This window comes from Bradyrhizobium sp. BR 10289, assembly GCF_019455385.1.
Lineage (GTDB): Bacteria > Pseudomonadota > Alphaproteobacteria > Rhizobiales > Xanthobacteraceae > Bradyrhizobium.
This window is the reverse complement of sequence record NZ_JACOFR010000008.1, coordinates 44557-60975: the sequence shown is the minus strand read 5'-3', so window position 1 is coordinate 60975 and position 16419 is coordinate 44557. Positions and strand designations below refer to the sequence as shown.

Sequence of the window (16419 nt, the reverse complement as noted above, 5' to 3'; positions counted from 1 at the left end):
ACGATATCTCCGTCAACATCAAAGGAGATAAACGCATGAAGATCGACCTTTCCGGAAAGACCGCGCTCGTGACCGGCTCGACCGCCGGCATCGGCCATGCCATTGCCAAGGGCCTTGCCGCTTCCGGCGCCAGCGTCGTGATCAACGGCCGTGGCCAGGACAAGGTCGATGCCGCCGTGCGCAAGCTGGAAGGGACGGGCGCCAAGGTGCGCGGCATCGCCGCTGACGTCTCGACCGCTGCGGGCTGCAAGGCGCTCGTCGCGGCGCTGCCCGAGGTCGACATCCTCATCAACAATGCCGGCATCTTCGAGCCCAAGGACTTCTTCGAGATCCCGGACGAGGACTGGACGCGCTTCTTCGAGGTCAACGTGATGAGCGGCGTCCGCCTCTCGCGCGCTTACATGAAGGGCATGCTCAAGCGCAATTGGGGCCGCATCGTCTTCATCTCCTCGGAGTCCGGGCTCAATATTCCCGTCGAGATGATCCACTACGGCATGAGCAAGACCGCGCAGCTCTCGATCGCGCGGGGCCTCGCGCAGCTCACCCGGGGCACCGCCGTCACCGTCAATTCCGTGCTACCGGGACCGACCATGTCGGAGGGCGTCGAGACCTTCGTGAAGGATCTGGCGAAACAGAACGGCCAGTCGGTCGATGAAGCCGCGGCCAACTTCGTCAAGCAGCATCGCCCGAGCTCGCTGATCCAGCGCTTCGCCAGCGTCGAGGAGATCGCCAACATGGTGGTCTATGTTTCGTCGAAGGAGGCGTCCGCGACCAACGGTGCGGCGTTGCGCGCGGAAGGCGGTATCGTCAATACGATTGCCTGAGACGTGGCATGCCGGCCTATGTGATCTCGGAAGTCGAGATGCGCGATCCCGAAGGCTTCGAGGCCTATCGCGCGCTCGCGGCGAAGACCATCGCGCAATACGGCGGCCGCTACCTCGCGCGGGGCGGCGCCGCCGAGGTGGTGGAGGGCGACCCGCCGCCGAAGACGATCATCGTCGTGGAATTCCCTTCGATGGCGCGGGCGCGGGAGTGGTACGCGTCACCGGAATATGGCGAGGCGCTCAAGCTGCGGCGGACGGCGCTGGAGCGGCGCCTGATGTTCGTCGAGGGAATGGTTCCGGACTAGCTGGTGTGCTCGCGTACCTCTTCACTTCGAGGCCCGACGAGCTAAAGTTGGCGCATGCTGCAGCCCCTGTCGACCCGCCACAAACGCCTTTTCCGGCTGGCATCAGCGCGATGGCAAAGGCGAGCGATCTTTCTGCTTGGCGGTGTCGCGGTGGGCGCCGCGGCCGTGGCACTAGCCCAACTCGCCGATCTCGCCCAGCATGCCTTCGCGCTTCTGCTGGCCAAGTCGCGTTATCTCGCACTGGCGGTTACGCCGCTCGGCTTCATGCTATCCGCCTACCTGACCATTCGGCTGTTCCCGAATGCGCAGGGCAGCGGAATCCCGCAGGCGATCGCCGCCCGGCATCTGAGCGACCAGCAAGCGCGTGAGAGCCTGGTCTCGCTTCGGATCGCGGTCGGGAAGGTGATACTCACCCTGCTCGGTCTATTGTGCGGAGGCTCCGTGGGAAGGGAGGGACCGACGGTCCAGGTCGGTGCCTCCATCATGTTCGCGCTTGGCCGCGTCTCGCCACGCCGGCAGCCCGGGCTGATCCTCGCCGGTGCTGCTGCCGGAGTTGCTGCCGCCTTCAACACGCCGCTCGCAGGTATCGTGTTCGGCATCGAGGAGATGAGCCGCGCCTTCGAGACTCGCACCTCGAGCCTGATCATTGCCGCCGTCATTGCGGCCGGACTCACCTCGCTCGCGCTCGCCGGCAACTACTCATATTTCGGCAGCAGCGCAACGGCGCTGACGCGCGGCGCCGACTGGCTCGCGGTTCCGCTCTGTGGCGTGGTTGGCGGCTTCGCGGGCGGCCTCTTCAGCCGCATCGTCATCGTCACGGCCCGCGGTTTCAGGAATTCCGCAGGTCGCGCGATAAAGGGCCATCCGCTGTGGTTCGCGTTCGCTTGTGGTCTTGCCGTTGCGATCTGCGGCCTGGTATCCGACAATACCGTCTACGGCACGGGCTACGAACAGGTGAAGGCGGCCCTCGAGCATGGCACGCCGCTGCCGCAGGACTTCGGCCTTCTGAAGCTGGTTGCGACGACCTTTGCCGCAATAAGCGGCATTCCCGGCGGCATCTTCGCGCCGTCGCTCGCAGTCGGTGCCGGCTTCGGCTGCAACATCGCTACATTCTTCCACGAAGCACCGCTCGGTGCAATCATGCTGCTCGGCATGGTCTCGTACTTCGCCGGCGTGGTGCAGGCGCCAATCACCGCCTTCGTGATCGTGACCGAGATGACCGACAATCACGGCATGGTCGTGCCGTTGATGGCCGCTGCGCTCATTTCTCATTTGGTCTCGCGAATGATCTGCGAGGAGGGCATCTATCACGCGCTCGCAAAAGGCTTTGTCGAGCGGGCGGCGCGTCCGCCGGAAGCTAAGGCGCCGCCCGCGTCAAGCTAGAAGCTACCACCCCTCCAGCACGATCTTGCCGCGCGACTTGCCGCTCTCGAGCAGCGCATGCGCGCGCTTGAGGTTGGCCGCGTTGATCATGCCAAAGGTCTGGTCGAGCGTGGTGCGCAGCACGCCCTTGTCGATGAGGTCTGCGACGTCGTTCAGCAGATGATGCTGTGCGATCATGTCAGGCGTCTGGAACGAGGAGCGCGTGAACATCGATTCCCAATGCACCGAGATTGCCTTGCCTTTGAAGGCGCTCATGGCGAATTCCGGCGGATCATCGATCAGGCCGAAACGGCCCTGCGGCGCCATGAAGTCGGCGATGCTCTTGTAGTGCTGGTCGGTGAAGGTGAGGCTCGCCACCAGCGCGACCGGCGGCAGCTTGAGCGTCTCGATCTGCTCCTTCATCGGCTTGGCATGGTCGATCACCGCATGCGCGCCGAGATCGAGGCACCATTTCTGCGACTCTGGCCGCGTCGCGGTCGCGAGCACCGTGAGGCCGGTGAGGCGGCGCGCGAGCTGGATCAGGATCGAGCCGACGCCGCCGGCGCCGCCCGTGATCAGCAGCGTGCGCGGGTCGATGCTCTTGCCGGGCACCGCGCCGAGCCGGTCGAACAGCAATTCCCAGGCGGTGATGGAGGTGAGGGGGAGGGCCGCGGCCTGCGCGAACGACAGGCTCTTCGGCTTGTTGCCGACGATGCGCTCGTCGACCAGATGGAATTCGGCGTTGGTGCCCTGGCGCAGGATCGAGCCGGCGTAGAACACTTCATCGCCCACCTTGAACAGCGAGACGTCAGGGCCGACGGCGTCGACCACGCCGGCGGCGTCATAACCCAGGATCTTGGTCTCGCCCTCGGGCGGGCTGGCGCGCTTGCGCACCTTGTAATCGACCGGATTGGCCGAGATCGCCTTGACGGCGACGCGGATGTCGCGTCCCTTGGGCTCGGGTTTTGCGGTCTCGAAATCGAACAGTGAATCCGCATCCTCGATCGGAAGCGATTTCTTGTAGCCGACGGCCTTCATGGCTTGTCTCCATCAGATGGCGTGCTCGCCTGCCGTTGTAACTGTCCCGCTGGCGCCTATTTGGCAAGTACTGTAAATTCGGGGATATAGTCCCTGTTTGGATACTATTGGAAAAACTCGCATGAAACGGCGCAATTTTGCCTGCCGCCCCGGCTGCTCGGTCGAGGCGACGCTGGACCTGATCGATGGCAAGTGGAAGGGCGTGATCCTCTACCATCTCCAGAGCGGCACCCAGCGCTTCGGCGAACTGCGCCGCCGGATGCCGGGGATCACCCAGCGCATGCTGACGAAGCAGCTTCGCGCGCTGGAGGAGGACAAGCTCGTCATCCGCAAGGTCTATGCGGAAGTGCCACCGCGCGTGGAGTACTGCCTCTCCGAGTTGGGCGAGAGCCTCAAGCCGGTGATCGACGTCCTGAAGGCATGGGGCGAGGGCCACCAGCAACGGCTGTCCTCCGCGCCGCCGTCCGTGGTGGTGAAGAGAAAGCGCGCGGCGTGAGCGCCGGCGATCTTGACCTCTCCCCGACGGGGAGAGGTGTAAGATCAGAACGCGAACTGCGTGCGCAACGCCACCGCGTCGAACTTCGAGCCGACGTCTGCCGCCGACACCGCCGAGGCTTGCTTCGACACCGTGCCATGCAGGTAGTCGAGCATGAAGCGCACGTTGCCGTTGACGTACCAGTTGAGCGCCAGCGTGTAGACGGTCTGCCGCCCGCCGGCGATGCCGGCCGCGGTCGCGAGCTGATCGTTCAGATCGATGGTGGAGTAGCGGCCCGCGATTTCCCACGCGCCCCAGCCGCCGCCGGCGAGCGAGAACGGATGATCAGGCTTGACGCCGCCATAGGCGGCATTGCCCGGATTGTACTTGCGGGATTCACCGGTCAGCACGTAAGCCGCCTGCGCGTAGCCCCCCTGGAATTTCAGGCTGGACGTGCCGAGGGGCGCCACGGCGGTATTGGCGCCGCGGTCGATGTTGAACCAGTAATATTCGCCCTGGACCCAGAGCGATCCGTAGGTGGCTGCGGCTTCGACGCCATAGACCTGGGCGCCGGACACATTTGCAATGGCTCCGGTCGAGATCAACGTCGTCGGGTCGATGCGCAGTTCGGGACGATCGCTGAGCGTGAGCGTCTGCGTGTTGGCGACCAGATTGCGCGGCGGCTGGATCAGCCACTCGGCGTCGCCGCCGAGATGCACCGAATAGTCCTTGCCGCTGACGATCTGGCCCGCAACGCGGGCGGTCGCGCCGTATTGTTCGCTGGTCCCGGGAGGCGAAGCGCTCGATGCGGAGTGAATGGCACCTGTCGTCGGACCGGTCACATAAGCGCCTGCGAAGAACACGTCGTTGTACCAGCGCGCGCCCGCCGCGGACCGGAAGTCGCCGGCGGCGATATTCTGCGCGATGAGCCCGGCGGAGGCACGTTCCATAAAGGCAATGTCGTTGGAGCTCGTGGACTCATCCATGGTCCAGGCGACATCCATCACGCCGGCTTCGATCGCCATCTTGCCGCCGAACGGCTTCAGCCCCGTGTAGCTGATATACGCGTTCTCGATGCCGGATGTGCCGCCGCCGGGCAGGAAGCCGACAGGGGTCGCGCCTGCGGCGCCGGTGCCGCCGAAGCCGTCAGACGAGCCGCCGAAATCGTAGACCAGCGCGAAATTCCAGTCCTCGAGGAATTTTCCGGCGATGCCGATGCGGGCGCGGCGGACATTTTCGCCGCTGTCGAGCTTTTGTGGCACCGTCGCGGCCGTGTTGGGCCGGTAGTCGTATCCGCCGACGTCCCAGTGCACGCGGCCCGTGATGGCCACGCAATTCGCTCCGTCGGCCGTGCAGATGGTCGGCCGGTTGTTCGGCATCGTCACGATCACGCCGGCTGGGGGCGCAGTGCCCTTGACCGGAAACGCTGCGTTCGCATTGGCGACCACCGCCTTGGCCTCCGAACGTGCCTCGGCCTTGGCTTCAGCTTTCGCCTCGGCTTTGGCTTTCGCCGTGGCCGCCGTGTTCGCGGCAGTCTGGCTTTGCAGCTTGTCGAGCTTCTGCTCCAGCAGCTTCAACTGCTGCTTCAGCAGCGCGATCTCCTGCTCGCTGCTGCTGGCCGATTGGGCCTGCGCCTGCGAGGCCGCCAGCGCACCGGCGAGACCAATCGCCGTCGCTGCAAGTCTTGTTCTGCTCACGTTACGCCTCCATCATTTGACGAACTTCCCCAAGTCGCCGGCGGGAGAGCCTAAGTGTGATCGATGACTGCCCCACGACGCTGCGGTCCGGTTGCGCGGTTCCCACTGGTGCAAATTCGTCGCAACCGAATCCGGCATCGGATACAATGCTGGATGATGCGCGTCATGCCAATCTGCCGCGCCAGAGCGCTTGTGATTTCGCACGGAAGGATGGCATTCGGGCGACACCCCGAAGGGGTGAATATTGCCGTCCGGCGCCCTTCTATTGGGGGGCGAACGCGCCTATATTCCGTCGTCTTTTCCAAGAGGTAGGAATGTTTCGATCGATCTCGACGGCCGTGGTCACGGCACTGTGCATAGCGTTTTCGGCCCACTTCGATTCAGCTGTCGCACAGGATCGTCGCGTCCCGTCATCGCAGGCCGAGCTGCGGCTGTCCTATGCGCCAATCGTGCAGCGGGTGCAGCCGGCGGTCGTGAACGTCTATGCCGCCAAGGTGGTGCAGAACCGCAATCCGCTGCTCGACGATCCGCTTTTCCGCCGCTTCTTCGGCGTGCCCGGCCAGCAGCAGGAACAGGTTCAGCGCTCGCTCGGTTCTGGCGTGATCGTCGATGCCTCCGGCCTCGTCGTCACCAACGTTCACGTCATCGAGGGCGCCGACCAGGTGAAGGTCTCGCTGTCGGACAAGCGCGAGTTTGAGGCCGAGATCGTGCTGAAGGATCCCCGCAGTGATCTCGCGGTGCTGCGGTTGAAGGACACCAGGGAGAAGTTTCCGGCGCTCGAATTCACCAACTCCGACGAGCTGTTGGTGGGCGACGTCGTGCTCGCGATCGGCAATCCCTTCGGCGTCGGCCAGACCGTGACCCACGGCATCATCTCGGCGCTGGCGCGCACGCAGGTCGGCATCACGGACTATCAATTCTTCATCCAGACCGATGCAGCGATCAATCCCGGCAATTCCGGCGGCGCGCTGGTCGACATGAACGGCCGGCTCGCCGGCATCAACACCGCGATCTATTCGCGCTCCGGCGGCTCGCAAGGCATCGGCTTTGCGATTCCGGCCAACATGGTGCGCGTCGTCGTCGCCTCCGCCAAGGGCGGCGGCAAGGCGGTGAAGCGTCCGTGGCTCGGCGCGAAATTGCAGGCCGTAACGCCCGAGATCGCCGAGAGCCTCGGTCTGCGCTCGCCGACCGGCGCGCTGGTCGCCAGCGTCGTCCCGAACGGCCCCGCGGCCAAGGCTGGGCTGAAATCCTCCGATCTCATCATCGGCATTGACGGCCAGACCGTCGATGATCCCAACGCCTTCGACTACCGCTTCGCCACCCGTCCGCTCGGCGGCAGCGCGCAGATCGACGTGCAGCGCGGCGGCAAGCCGGTGAAGCTGACGGTGGCGCTGGAGACCGCGCCCGATACAGGCCGCAACGAGCTCGTCCTCACCGCGCGCTCGCCCTTCCAGGGGGCGAAGGTTTCGACCATCACGCCCGCGCTTGCCGACGAGCTGCATCTGGATGCCGATACCGAGGGCGTTGTGATCACCGATCTCGGCGGCGATAGCGCGGCTGCGAATGTCGGCTTCCAGAAGGGCGACATCATTCTTGCGGTCAACAACCAGAAGATCGCCAGGACCGGTGATCTCGAGAAGGCGGCCGGCGCAAGCCAGAGGCTCTGGCGCATCACGCTGGTGCGTGGCGGCCAGCAGATCAACGTTACGCTGGGCGGATGAGTCCGAAGCGACCACAGCAGACGCCAACGCTCTTTGCCGCGGCGGGGCTCGACCACGACGCTCCGCATCCGCTGCCCGACCGGCTGCGGCCGCGCGTGCTGTCGGAGGTGGTCGGCCAGGACCACATCCTCGGACCCGACGGCGCGCTGACGCGTATGCTGGAGACGCGTACGCTGGGCTCGCTGGTGTTCTGGGGTCCGCCCGGCACCGGCAAGACCACGGTGGCGCGGCTGCTGGCGGACGCGACCGATCTGCACTTCGAGCAGATCTCCGCGGTGTTCTCCGGCGTTGCCGATCTGAAGAAGGCGTTCGACGCCGCGCGCGCCCGCCGCGAGATGGGCAAGGGTACCCTGCTGTTCGTCGACGAGGTGCACAGGTTCAACCGCGCCCAGCAGGATTCGTTTCTGCCCGTGATGGAAGACGGCACGGTGGTGATGGTCGGCGCCACCACCGAGAATCCGTCCTTCGAGCTCAATGCGGCGCTTCTGTCCCGCGCACGCGTGCTGGTGTTTCGCTCGCTCGATGCCGCCGCGATCGAAAAACTGTTCGCGCATGCCGAAGAGATTGAAGGCAAGAAGCTGCCGCTCGATGCGGAGGCGAGGGCGGTGCTGGTACGCATGGCCGATGGCGATGGCCGCGCCTCGCTGACACTCGCCGAAGAGGTCTGGCGCTCGGCGCGGGCGGACGAGATTTTCAATGCCGCGCAGTTGCAGGACATCCTGCAGCGCCGCGCGCCGATCTACGACAAGTCGGCCGACGGCCATTACAACCTGATCTCGGCGCTGCATAAGTCGGTCCGCGGTTCCGATCCCGACGCGGCACTGTATTATCTCTGCCGCATGCTGGACGCCGGCGAGGACCCGCTGTTTCTGGCCCGCCGTGTCGTGCGCATGGCGGTGGAGGACATCGGCCTCGCCGACCCCCAGGCGCTCGTCGTCGCCAATGCGGCGAAAGACGCCTTCGACTTCCTCGGCCATCCCGAGGGTGAGCTCGCCATCGCGCAGGCCGTGGTCTATCTCGCCACCGCGCCGAAATCGAACGCGGTCTATACGGCGTTCGGTACCGCGATGCAGGTCGCCAAACAGGCCGGCTCGCTGCTGCCGCCCAAGCACATCCTCAACTCCCCGACCAAGCTGATGAAGTCGGAAGGCTACGGCACGGGATACGAATACGACCACGACGCTCCCGACGCCTTCTCCGGCCAGGACTACTTTCCGGAAGCCCTCGGCCGCCAGACCTTCTACGACCCGCCCGAGCGCGGCTTCGAGCGGGAGATCAGGAAGCGGCTGGATTACTGGGCCAAGCTGCGGAAGGAGCGCGGCGGGACGTAGGCTGTCACGCATTGGGGAAAGAGCTTGCATTTGTGTGTCAAAAATGGCACGTGGATGCAGGCCGAATGATCGATCGAACGAAGAAGCGTCCAGCGAGATTCTATGTCAGCTCGACAGGTCGAAATCCTGTTCGCGAGTGGATATTGGAATTGCCTCCCGGGGATCGACGAACAGTCGGGAAGGATATCCAGAAAGTCGAATTCGGTTGGCCAATAGGACGCCCGCATTGTGCTCCGCTGGGGGGCGGATTGTGGGAGGTTCGGAGTGATCTCGACAGCAACCGGATTGCGCGGGTGATCTTCTGTCTGGCGAGCGGCCAGATGATCCTGCTTCACGGCTTCATCAAGAAGACGCAGAAGGCGCCAAAGCAGGATATCGACCTTGCGCTGAAGTGCAGACGAGAGGTGATGTGATGGCGAAGAAAAAAGCGCGCGTGAGCGAGGAAACGTTCGACGAATTTCTTGCCGAGCAAGGCATACTTGGCGTCTGTGAGGAGCGTGCCATTAAGGAGCTCATTGCGGAGCAACTGACGGAAGCAATGAAGACGCAGGGAATCACGAAGACGGCGATGGCCGAACGCATGAAGACCAGTCGCCGTCAGCTCGATCGTCTCCTTGATCCTGCTACACCTTCGGTGACACTGGACACCCTCCAGCGCGCCGCAAGCGCGGTCGGACGTACGTTGCGGGTTGAGCTGGTATAATGAGACGAAAGCTTGGAAAAACCGCATGAGCCGCCGCATCAAGAGAATGAACCCGAAGCCTCGGGAGCGCGACGAGCGCAAGGAGGCGCGTCCGCATCAGGCGCGCGGCGTGAAGAAAACCGGCCCCCGTCCGAGCGGCAAGCCCGGCAGCAAGCCGCCGCGCTTTGCAGGCGAGCGCGCGGAGCGGCGTCCGCCCAAGGACAGGTTGGAGAGGACTGAGTTCGAAAGGGCCGCGCCCGAAAAGCCGGTCGAGGCGCTGCTGCCGACCAAGGTGCAGACCGTCACGGTGACGGCCGACGAGAACAACATGCGCGTCGATCGCTTCCTCGAAGCGCGCTTTCCCGGCCTGTCGTTCTCCCACATCCAGCGCGTCGTCCGCAAAGGCGAGCTGCGCGTCGACGGCAAGCGCGTCGACAGCAAGGACCGCCTGGAGGAGGGCCAGAGCGTCCGCATTCCGCCGCTGAAGCTCGATGCGCCAAAAGTTGTCGGAGAGCTCTCGGACGCCGCGCAGAAGACGCTCAAGGCGCTGAAGGAGATGACGATCTATGAGGACGACGACGTTCTCGTGCTGAACAAGCCGGCCGGCCTCGCCGTGCAGGGCGGCTCGGGCATGACGCGGCACATCGACCAGATGCTGGAGGTGATGCGCGATTCCAAGGGCCAGAAGCCGCGCCTCGTGCACCGCATCGATCGCGAGACCTCGGGCTGTCTGTTGATCGCCAAGACGCGCTTTGCCGCCTCGCATCTGACCGGCGCGTTCCGCTCGCGCTCGGCGCGCAAGGTCTATTGGGCGCTGGTGCCGGGCCTGCCGAAGCCGAAGCAGGGCCGCATCTCGACCTTCCTCGCGAAGGAAGAGAGCGAGGACGACACCATCATGCGCATCGCCCAGCATGGCGACGAGGGCGCCAGCCACGCGGTGACCTATTATGCGGTGGTCGAGACCGCCGGTAACAAGCTGACCTGGGTGTCGCTGAAGCCGGTGACGGGCCGCACCCATCAGCTGCGCGCGCATATGGCGCATATCGGCCACCCCATCGTCGGCGATCCCAAATATTTCAACATCGAGAACTGGCAATTGCCGGGCGGCCTGCAGAACCGGCTGCATCTGCTTGCGCGCCGCATCGTCATTCCGCATCCCCGCGGCGGCGTGATCGACGCCACCGCGCCGCTGCCGCCGCACATGCAGCAGTCGTGGAATCTGCTCGGGCTGGACGCGAGCCGCTTCGACCCGATCGAGAACGCGCCGGAGGAGTAGTCGCGTTCTCCGCTGTCGAGCCGGGGCACGACGGCGGGGCTAATTCCGAAACTGCTCCAGAAACATCCGCAAAGAATCATGCGGGCTCTCGACATCAGTGATCAGCCAGCCCTCGGGCCCGTTGACCAGGACGAAGTTCAGCACCACCCGGCGGCCATGGTTGTCGAAATTCGCTGCGACATAGGTCTTGTCGTATTGTCGGCGCACGACCGCGATGGTGACGGGGCCGAGCTTCCAGCTCGGGCTCTGCACCAGGAAATCATAGGGCTCTGGCCGCGGCGTGCTCCAGGCTTTTCGCAGGGGCAGATCGAAGAATTGCCGGGCGGTCGCGGCATCGCGCGGCAGGCCTTTGGACAGTTCCGGCGCGCCCTGGCCGTAAAAGGCATAGACGTTTCGGACCAGCGATTCCGGAGTGCGAAAGCCGGCCTCCGCCGCGGCCAGCCAAAGCCCGGCGAACACGGCCGCAATGCCCGCAAGTTCCCTCATGCTCGCTGCTCGCTTTATCGGCCACCGGACTTATCTTAAAAGCCTAACATCCAGCCACCGGGGCCGAAAACTCATATGCGCGAATTGTTTGAAGAAGCCGCGGGGCAGACCCCGCCCGATCCGCAAGCCGCGATCCGGCAGGCTTCGCGCACGCCCCTGCGCAAGCGCTTCTACAAGGAGGCGGGCGTTGCGGAGGCCGAGGGCGGTTTCGCCATTACGCTCGACGGCAAGCCGATCCGCACCCCCTCGAGCCGTCAGGTCGTGATCCCCTCCCGCGCGCTTGCTGATGCCGTGGCCGGCGAATGGGCGGCGCAGGGCGAGACGATCGATCCCGTGACCATGCCGCTGACCCGGATCGCCAATAGCGTGGTGGAGGGGGTGATCGACCGTGTCGAGCTCGTCAGCGACGATCTCGCCAAATATTTCGAGTCCGATCTGCTGTTCTATCGCGCCGGCCATCCTGAGGGGCTGGTCGCCCGCGAGGCCGCGCATTGGGACCCCGTGCTGTTCTGGGCCGCGGAGACGCTGGGCGCGCATTTCATCCTCTCCGAGGGCGTCATGCATGTGAAGCAGCCGGACGAGGCCATTGCGGCTGCCCGCAGCGCGCTGCCCGGTGACGCCTGGTCGGTCGCCGCGCTCCATATGGTCACGACCCTGACCGGTTCTGCGCTGCTGGCGCTGGCGCTGGCCCATGGCGTGCGCGATGCTGGCCAGGTCTGGGCCGCCGCCCATGTCGACGAGGACTGGAACGCCGAGAAATGGGGCGTCGACGAGGAGGCGGCCGCCCGCCGCGCCGCCCGCCTGAAGGATTTTCAGGCCGCCGTGACGGTTTTGGCGGCCGTGAAGCCCTCCTGAGCCAAAGGTCCTTAACGAGAGGTTTACGAGGGCGGCCTTAGGGTGGGACCAGCGTTCCCCGGGCCCCTTGAGATGCCGACGCCGATAAGCTCGATCCTTCCGGTCAGCGCCGCCAGCCCCCTGGCTGATGCGGCGACGCCCGATCTCGTGCTCCAGGCCGGCAGCGTGGTCGACGCCAGGGTCGTCAGCGTCATGGCCGACAATCTGGTGCGGATCGCGATCGCCAACCTCTCGATGGACGTGATGTCGGAGGTGCCCCTGACGCCGGGGCAGAACCTCCAGCTCGCGGTGTCGCAGAACGACGGTACCATCCGGCTCGCCGTCGTGAACGGGGCGGGGGCGGCGACCGCCGACCAGATCACGCTGACGCCGTCTGCGGCCTCGCGCGTCGATAGTCCGTCGCTGGCGCCGTCGGCGACTACGGCGCGCAACACACTGACGCCGTTGGAGCAGGCCGCCGTCACCACGGCCTCCGCCGAGGCGGTCACAAAACAGGGCAGCCAGGCGCCGCTGTTCGCTAATCTTGCAGCTGTCGTCACCGGCAGCGATCTGCCTGATGGCCTGAAGCAGGCGGTGCTGGACGTGCTGGCGCAGCAGACGCCGCTCAACACGGCTCTCGACGGTGGCGACATCGAATCCGCCTTTCAGAAGTCCGGCCTGTTCCTCGAGGCCTCGCTCGCCGCTGGCCCGACGCCGTCCGCCGGCAATGTGCCGGATCTCAAAGCGGCGCTGCTGGTATTGCGCCAGACACTGGTCACACTCGAAACCCGTTTGCCGCCGGCACCCGCGGAAGGCGTTGCGCTGCCGACGAGCACTGCTGCCCCGCCCCAGACCGCAGCGTCCGCACTTCAGGTGGCAGGCGACGCCGCACAGGCGGTGCTGCCGCCGACCGATGCGGAGATCGCCCAACCCGCGCAATTGCCACGCGGCGCGGCGCTCGCCGCAGTGCTGGCCGATAACGCAGGCAATGCCTCGCAGGCAGCGGTGCCGCGAACGGTGTCCGCAGGTCTTGCCGCGCGCCTGCTGCAAGAGGTCGCGCAAGACCTCCCGCGGCTGACCGGCAATGTGCCCGGCTCCAACAAGGCCGTGCCCGACGGCCACCTCTTCGAGGCTGCCGCGCGCACAACGCCGCCGCCGTTCCGCGGTGCGCTGCCGGCGCCGCAGGCTGTCGCAGCGCCATCGCTCGCGCCCGATGCGCCGCTCGCGGCGACCGTGCATCGCCTGCTCGACGACACCGATGCCGCGATCGCGCGGCAGACGCTGCTGCAGGTCGCTTCGCTCCCGGACCGTACCGATGCCACCGGTCATCGCATCGATCCGACCGTGCCGCAGTGGAATTTCGAGATCCCCTTCGCAACCCCGCAGGGCACCGCGATGGCGCAGTTCGAGATCTCGCGCGATGGCGGCCATGAGTCCGCCGATCCCGCCCAGCGCGCCTGGCGCGCGCGCTTCACGCTCAATGTCGAGCCGGCCGGCCCCGTGCACGCGCTGATCACGCTGAACGGCGAAAAGACCTTCGTGCGCATGTGGGCGGAGCGGCCGGCGACCGCGCAGCAGCTCCGAGCCGGGATCGGTGAGCTCAATCAGGCGCTGACCCGCGCCGAGCTCAAGCCCGGCGACATCCTGGTGCGCGACGGCACGCCGCCACAGCCGGCGCCGGCCCGCGCCGGCCATTTCCTGGATCGCGCCACATGAGCGATCCATCCAAGCTTGCAATCGCGCTGCATTACGAGAAGGGCTCGGGCGCGCCCGTCGTCGTCGCCAAGGGCAAGGGCTCGATCGGTGAAAAGATCGTCGAGATCGCGAGGGCCAACGACATCCCGATCGAGGAGAACGAGATTCTGGCCGGTGCGCTCTCCAAGGTCGAGCTCGGCGAGGAGATCCCGCCCGAGCTCTACAAGGCGGTCGCCGAGGTGCTGGTGTTCGTGCTGCGGCTGTCGGGGCGGCGCTGAACGCTGTCATCGTTTGACCATGATAGTGGCCGCATGGTCTCGCCGCCTTTCTCAATTCAGGACGCCGCGCTTGCTCACCCGCCGTTCCACCCTCGGCCTTCTCGCCTCAGCTACGATCCTGCCGCAGCGTGCGCTCGCCCATGTCGCGCCGCCGCGCAACGAGTTCCGTGGCAGCCTCGCAAAGCGCTTCACCGATCTCGGCACCTCGGGCACCTTCGTCGGCTACAAGGTCGAGGACTATCTGATCGTCGCCAGCGACAAGGAGCGCTCGGGCGAAGCCAAGCTGCCGGCCTCGACCTTCAAGATCCCGAACTCGCTGATTGCGCTGGAGACCGGCGTCGTCGCCGACCCCGACAAGGACCTGTTCGCCTGGGACGGCGTGAAGCGTCCGATCGAGGCCTGGAACAAGGACCATACGCTCCGCAGTGCGATCGCGGTGAGTGCGGTGCCGGTCTATCAGGAGATCGCCCGGCGGATCGGGCAGGAGCGCATGCAGAAATACGTCGACCTGTTCGACTACGGCAACCGCGACATCGGCGGTGGCATCGACCAGTTCTGGCTCACTGGTGCCTTGCGCATCGATCCGGTCGAGCAGATCGATTTCGTCGACCGGCTGCGCCGCCGCGCGCTGCCGGTCAGCAAGCGTAGCCAGGATCTCGTCGCAGACATCCTGCCGGTGACCAAGGTCGGCGACAGCATCATTCGCGCCAAGTCCGGACTGCTCGGGGCAGAGCGCGGCGAGCCGTCGCTGGGGTGGATGGTCGGCTGGGCCGAGAAGGGCGAGGCCCACACGGTGTTCGCGCTCAACATGGACTGCACCGAGCCGCGGCTCGTTGGCGAGCGCATGCCACTGACGCAAGCCTGCCTTGCCGAGATCGGCGCGGTCTGACTGGCGCGCGCGTTGCGGCTCCTTTAGCATTCTTCCGGCCAAGCAAAAACAAAGGTCGGGAGGATCACAATGAACTCAACGCCACTCTGGCTGTCATCGCTCACATTGGCTGCCACCGGCGGCTGGCTCGCCGCCACGATGTTTGCTGCACCTGCGACCAGCAAGGAGCCGCGGTTTCCCCAACTCACCATGGATCAGCTGGACGCCAAGCAGAAGCCGCTCGGCGAGCAGATCATGAAGGTGTCGAGCGTCGGCATCGGCGGTCCCTACAATCCCATGATCCGTAGTCCCGTGCTCGGCCAGCGCCTGTTCGACCTGTTCTATTATCTGCGCTGGGAGACCTCGGTCCCGACCAGGCTCAACGAGTTCGCGATCCTGATCATCGGGCGGCAGTGGCGCTCGCAGGTGGAATGGTTCGCACATGCGCCGCTGGCGGCGAAGGCTGGACTGTCGCCCGATATCATCGCCGAGCTGAAGGCCAACAAGCGGCCGTTGAAAATGGCCGAGGACGAAGCGGTTGTCTACGACTTCGTCACCGAGCTCACCACGACGAAGAAGGTTTCTGACGAAACCTATGCGCGGGCGAAGAAGGTGTTCAATGATCAGCAGATCGTCGACCTGACTGCCGTCTCGGGCAATTACGTGATGGTGGCGATGCTGCTGGCAATGGCCGAGGAGACGGTGCCGCCCGACAAGCAGGAGCCGTTCAAGCCGGGCGAGCCGTAAAGCGCTCGTCATCGTGCTTGCGAGCGCTGCTCTCACCGCGTCGTTGCGAGGAGCTTTTGCGATCGAGCAATCCAGAGTCTTTCATACAGGCAGCTTGGATTGCTTCGCTGCGCTCGCAATGACGGAATGTGGGGCGCCGACGCCGCGTCTCAGGCCTTGTCGGCCGTCTTCTTTGCCGTCAGCGCCCGGTCGATGGCAAAGCCGCCGATCTCGCTCATGGCCTGCGAGATCACGTCACCCTCGCGGGCAAAGCCGGCGGCGAGGACATCGAACTGGGTGCGCGCCAGCCGCAGCACTTCGATCGGCACGGAAACCACGGTCTCGTTGAAACTGTCGACGGAGGCGCGCAAGGCATCGAGCTCGCTGGTAAGCTTGCCGATATGGCTCTCCGCGTGCTGCATCAGGCCGAACAGCTTGCCTCGTTCGGCATCGAACGCCGCGCGCTCGGCCGCGGCGGCCGCGGTCACCTCGGCCAGCTGCGCCCGCAACGTCTCGATCTGACTGACCATGGCATCGGAAGCGAGCTCGGCGGCCTCGCGCAGCTCGACGTGGCGCGTGCTCTCCTCCTGCGTCTCGTGATAGAGCCGCTCGGCCGACATCGCCCGCTGCGCCAGGGACTCGATGAGGCTTGCTGCGCGCAGCAGCATCTCGCCGTTCCGCTCCGACACCATGCTGGCCATGCGCCGCAGGAAGTCGGTGGTCTCGGACGAGGAGTTCGGCGGCAGTGGGACGACCGTCGCGGCCATGAGGGTGACGCTGGAGCCAGGGCAAGATGACCGCCGCCGTACCGACTGGGCTCA

18 protein-coding genes are annotated in these 16419 nt (G+C 65.6%); 14 read left to right on the top strand and 4 right to left on the bottom strand.

Features of this window, described 5'->3' with window-relative positions; all coding sequences use genetic code 11:
* Window positions 1-35: 35 nt before the first annotated feature.
* The 3 genes from HYH08_RS15695 to HYH08_RS15685 are packed head-to-tail and all read left to right on the top strand — an operon-like array spanning window position 36 to window position 2512.
* Window positions 36-824, top strand: coding sequence for an SDR family NAD(P)-dependent oxidoreductase (locus HYH08_RS15695; protein WP_220010726.1), 789 nt, complete (start codon window positions 36-38; stop codon window positions 822-824).
* A gap of 8 nt (window positions 825-832) precedes the next feature.
* Window positions 833-1129 carry a DUF1330 domain-containing protein gene (locus tag HYH08_RS15690; protein WP_220010725.1) on the top strand — a complete coding sequence of 99 codons (297 nt, stop codon included), beginning with the start codon at window positions 833-835 and terminating at the stop codon, window positions 1127-1129.
* Between the two features lie 54 nt (window positions 1130-1183).
* The gene (locus HYH08_RS15685) at window positions 1184-2512 is read left to right on the top strand and encodes a chloride channel protein (protein ID WP_220010724.1); all 1329 of its coding nucleotides are present in this window, start codon (window positions 1184-1186) and stop codon (window positions 2510-2512) included.
* Between the two features lie 3 nt (window positions 2513-2515).
* Here the strand turns inward: HYH08_RS15685 and HYH08_RS15680 are convergent, their stop codons facing one another.
* Window positions 2516-3529, bottom strand: coding sequence for a zinc-binding alcohol dehydrogenase family protein (locus HYH08_RS15680; protein ID WP_220010723.1), 1014 nt, complete (start codon window positions 3527-3529; stop codon window positions 2516-2518).
* Between the two features lie 121 nt (window positions 3530-3650).
* Between HYH08_RS15680 and HYH08_RS15675 the strand changes: the two genes are divergently transcribed.
* The gene (locus HYH08_RS15675; RefSeq protein WP_220010722.1) at window positions 3651-4025 is read left to right on the top strand and encodes a winged helix-turn-helix transcriptional regulator; all 375 of its coding nucleotides are present in this window, start codon (window positions 3651-3653) and stop codon (window positions 4023-4025) included.
* Between the two features lie 44 nt (window positions 4026-4069).
* Here the strand turns inward: HYH08_RS15675 and HYH08_RS15670 are convergent, their stop codons facing one another.
* Window positions 4070-5701, bottom strand: coding sequence for an OprO/OprP family phosphate-selective porin (locus tag HYH08_RS15670; RefSeq protein WP_220010721.1), 1632 nt, complete (start codon window positions 5699-5701; stop codon window positions 4070-4072).
* Window positions 5702-6015: 314 nt separating this feature from the next.
* Between HYH08_RS15670 and HYH08_RS15665 the strand changes: the two genes are divergently transcribed.
* The 5 genes from HYH08_RS15665 to HYH08_RS15645 all read left to right on the top strand — a co-directional run bounded on the left by HYH08_RS15665 (window position 6016) and on the right by HYH08_RS15645 (window position 10711).
* Window positions 6016-7422, top strand: a complete 1407-nt coding sequence (locus HYH08_RS15665) for a DegQ family serine endoprotease (protein WP_220010720.1) — start codon at window positions 6016-6018, stop codon at window positions 7420-7422.
* Window positions 7419-8753 (top strand): replication-associated recombination protein A, encoded by a 1335-nt coding sequence (locus tag HYH08_RS15660; protein WP_220010719.1) that lies wholly within the window; start codon window positions 7419-7421, stop codon window positions 8751-8753. Before HYH08_RS15665 ends, HYH08_RS15660 begins: the two co-directional genes overlap by 4 nt.
* Before the next feature lie 65 nt (window positions 8754-8818).
* On the top strand, window positions 8819-9166 hold the full coding sequence (locus tag HYH08_RS15655; RefSeq protein ID WP_220010718.1) for a type II toxin-antitoxin system RelE/ParE family toxin: 348 nt from the start codon (window positions 8819-8821) through the stop codon (window positions 9164-9166).
* Entirely contained in the window at window positions 9166-9456 is a 291-nt protein-coding gene (locus tag HYH08_RS15650; RefSeq protein ID WP_220010717.1) for a helix-turn-helix domain-containing protein, read from the top strand. The genes HYH08_RS15655 and HYH08_RS15650 overlap by 1 nt, the downstream gene beginning before the upstream one ends.
* Window positions 9457-9481: 25 nt before the next feature.
* A complete protein-coding gene (locus HYH08_RS15645; RefSeq protein ID WP_220010716.1) occupies window positions 9482-10711 on the top strand; it encodes an RluA family pseudouridine synthase in 1230 nt (409 codons plus the stop codon).
* A gap of 39 nt (window positions 10712-10750) precedes the next feature.
* On the opposite strand, the gene HYH08_RS15640 is transcribed toward HYH08_RS15645, so the two are convergent.
* Complete coding sequence (locus tag HYH08_RS15640) at window positions 10751-11197, bottom strand: hypothetical protein (protein WP_220010715.1); 447 nt, start codon at window positions 11195-11197, stop codon at window positions 10751-10753.
* A gap of 75 nt (window positions 11198-11272) precedes the next feature.
* Between HYH08_RS15640 and HYH08_RS15635 the strand changes: the two genes are divergently transcribed.
* From HYH08_RS15635 to HYH08_RS15615, 5 genes are all read left to right on the top strand, one after another.
* Window positions 11273-12052: an ATP12 family chaperone protein gene (locus HYH08_RS15635; protein ID WP_220010714.1), complete on the top strand. Its 780-nt coding sequence runs from the start codon at window positions 11273-11275 to the stop codon at window positions 12050-12052.
* A 72-nt stretch (window positions 12053-12124) separates the two neighbouring features.
* Window positions 12125-13747 carry a flagellar hook-length control protein FliK gene (gene fliK, locus HYH08_RS15630; RefSeq protein ID WP_220010713.1) on the top strand — a complete coding sequence of 541 codons (1623 nt, stop codon included), beginning with the start codon at window positions 12125-12127 and terminating at the stop codon, window positions 13745-13747.
* Window positions 13744-14004 (top strand): EscU/YscU/HrcU family type III secretion system export apparatus switch protein, encoded by a 261-nt coding sequence (locus tag HYH08_RS15625; protein ID WP_220010712.1) that lies wholly within the window; start codon window positions 13744-13746, stop codon window positions 14002-14004. Before fliK ends, HYH08_RS15625 begins: the two co-directional genes overlap by 4 nt.
* Before the next feature lie 70 nt (window positions 14005-14074).
* On the top strand, window positions 14075-14893 hold the full coding sequence (locus HYH08_RS15620) for a penicillin-binding transpeptidase domain-containing protein (RefSeq protein ID WP_220010711.1): 819 nt from the start codon (window positions 14075-14077) through the stop codon (window positions 14891-14893).
* A gap of 69 nt (window positions 14894-14962) precedes the next feature.
* The gene (locus HYH08_RS15615) at window positions 14963-15619 is read left to right on the top strand and encodes a carboxymuconolactone decarboxylase family protein (RefSeq protein WP_220010710.1); all 657 of its coding nucleotides are present in this window, start codon (window positions 14963-14965) and stop codon (window positions 15617-15619) included.
* 149 nt (window positions 15620-15768) lie between these two features.
* Here the strand turns inward: HYH08_RS15615 and HYH08_RS15610 are convergent, their stop codons facing one another.
* Window positions 15769-16365, bottom strand: coding sequence for a hypothetical protein (locus HYH08_RS15610; RefSeq protein ID WP_220010709.1), 597 nt, complete (start codon window positions 16363-16365; stop codon window positions 15769-15771).
* Window positions 16366-16419: the final 54 nt, after the last annotated feature.

Coding starts and splice junctions, on each gene's coding strand:
- HYH08_RS15695 (WP_220010726.1), top strand. CDS start 36: ATGAAGATCGACCTTTCCGGAAAGACCGCGCTCGTGACCGGCTCGACC.
- HYH08_RS15690 (WP_220010725.1), top strand. CDS start 833: ATGCCGGCCTATGTGATCTCGGAAGTCGAGATGCGCGATCCCGAAGGC.
- HYH08_RS15685 (WP_220010724.1), top strand. CDS start 1,184: ATGCTGCAGCCCCTGTCGACCCGCCACAAACGCCTTTTCCGGCTGGCA.
- HYH08_RS15680 (WP_220010723.1), bottom strand. CDS start 3,529: ATGAAGGCCGTCGGCTACAAGAAATCGCTTCCGATCGAGGATGCGGAT.
- HYH08_RS15675 (WP_220010722.1), top strand. CDS start 3,651: ATGAAACGGCGCAATTTTGCCTGCCGCCCCGGCTGCTCGGTCGAGGCG.
- HYH08_RS15665 (WP_220010720.1), top strand. CDS start 6,016: ATGTTTCGATCGATCTCGACGGCCGTGGTCACGGCACTGTGCATAGCG.
- HYH08_RS15660 (WP_220010719.1), top strand. CDS start 7,419: ATGAGTCCGAAGCGACCACAGCAGACGCCAACGCTCTTTGCCGCGGCG.
- HYH08_RS15655 (WP_220010718.1), top strand. CDS start 8,819: ATGATCGATCGAACGAAGAAGCGTCCAGCGAGATTCTATGTCAGCTCG.
- HYH08_RS15650 (WP_220010717.1), top strand. CDS start 9,166: ATGGCGAAGAAAAAAGCGCGCGTGAGCGAGGAAACGTTCGACGAATTT.
- HYH08_RS15645 (WP_220010716.1), top strand. CDS start 9,482: ATGAGCCGCCGCATCAAGAGAATGAACCCGAAGCCTCGGGAGCGCGAC.
- HYH08_RS15640 (WP_220010715.1), bottom strand. CDS start 11,197: ATGAGGGAACTTGCGGGCATTGCGGCCGTGTTCGCCGGGCTTTGGCTG.
- HYH08_RS15635 (WP_220010714.1), top strand. CDS start 11,273: ATGCGCGAATTGTTTGAAGAAGCCGCGGGGCAGACCCCGCCCGATCCG.
- fliK (WP_220010713.1), top strand. CDS start 12,125: ATGCCGACGCCGATAAGCTCGATCCTTCCGGTCAGCGCCGCCAGCCCC.
- HYH08_RS15625 (WP_220010712.1), top strand. CDS start 13,744: ATGAGCGATCCATCCAAGCTTGCAATCGCGCTGCATTACGAGAAGGGC.
- HYH08_RS15615 (WP_220010710.1), top strand. CDS start 14,963: ATGAACTCAACGCCACTCTGGCTGTCATCGCTCACATTGGCTGCCACC.
- HYH08_RS15610 (WP_220010709.1), bottom strand. CDS start 16,365: ATGGCCGCGACGGTCGTCCCACTGCCGCCGAACTCCTCGTCCGAGACC.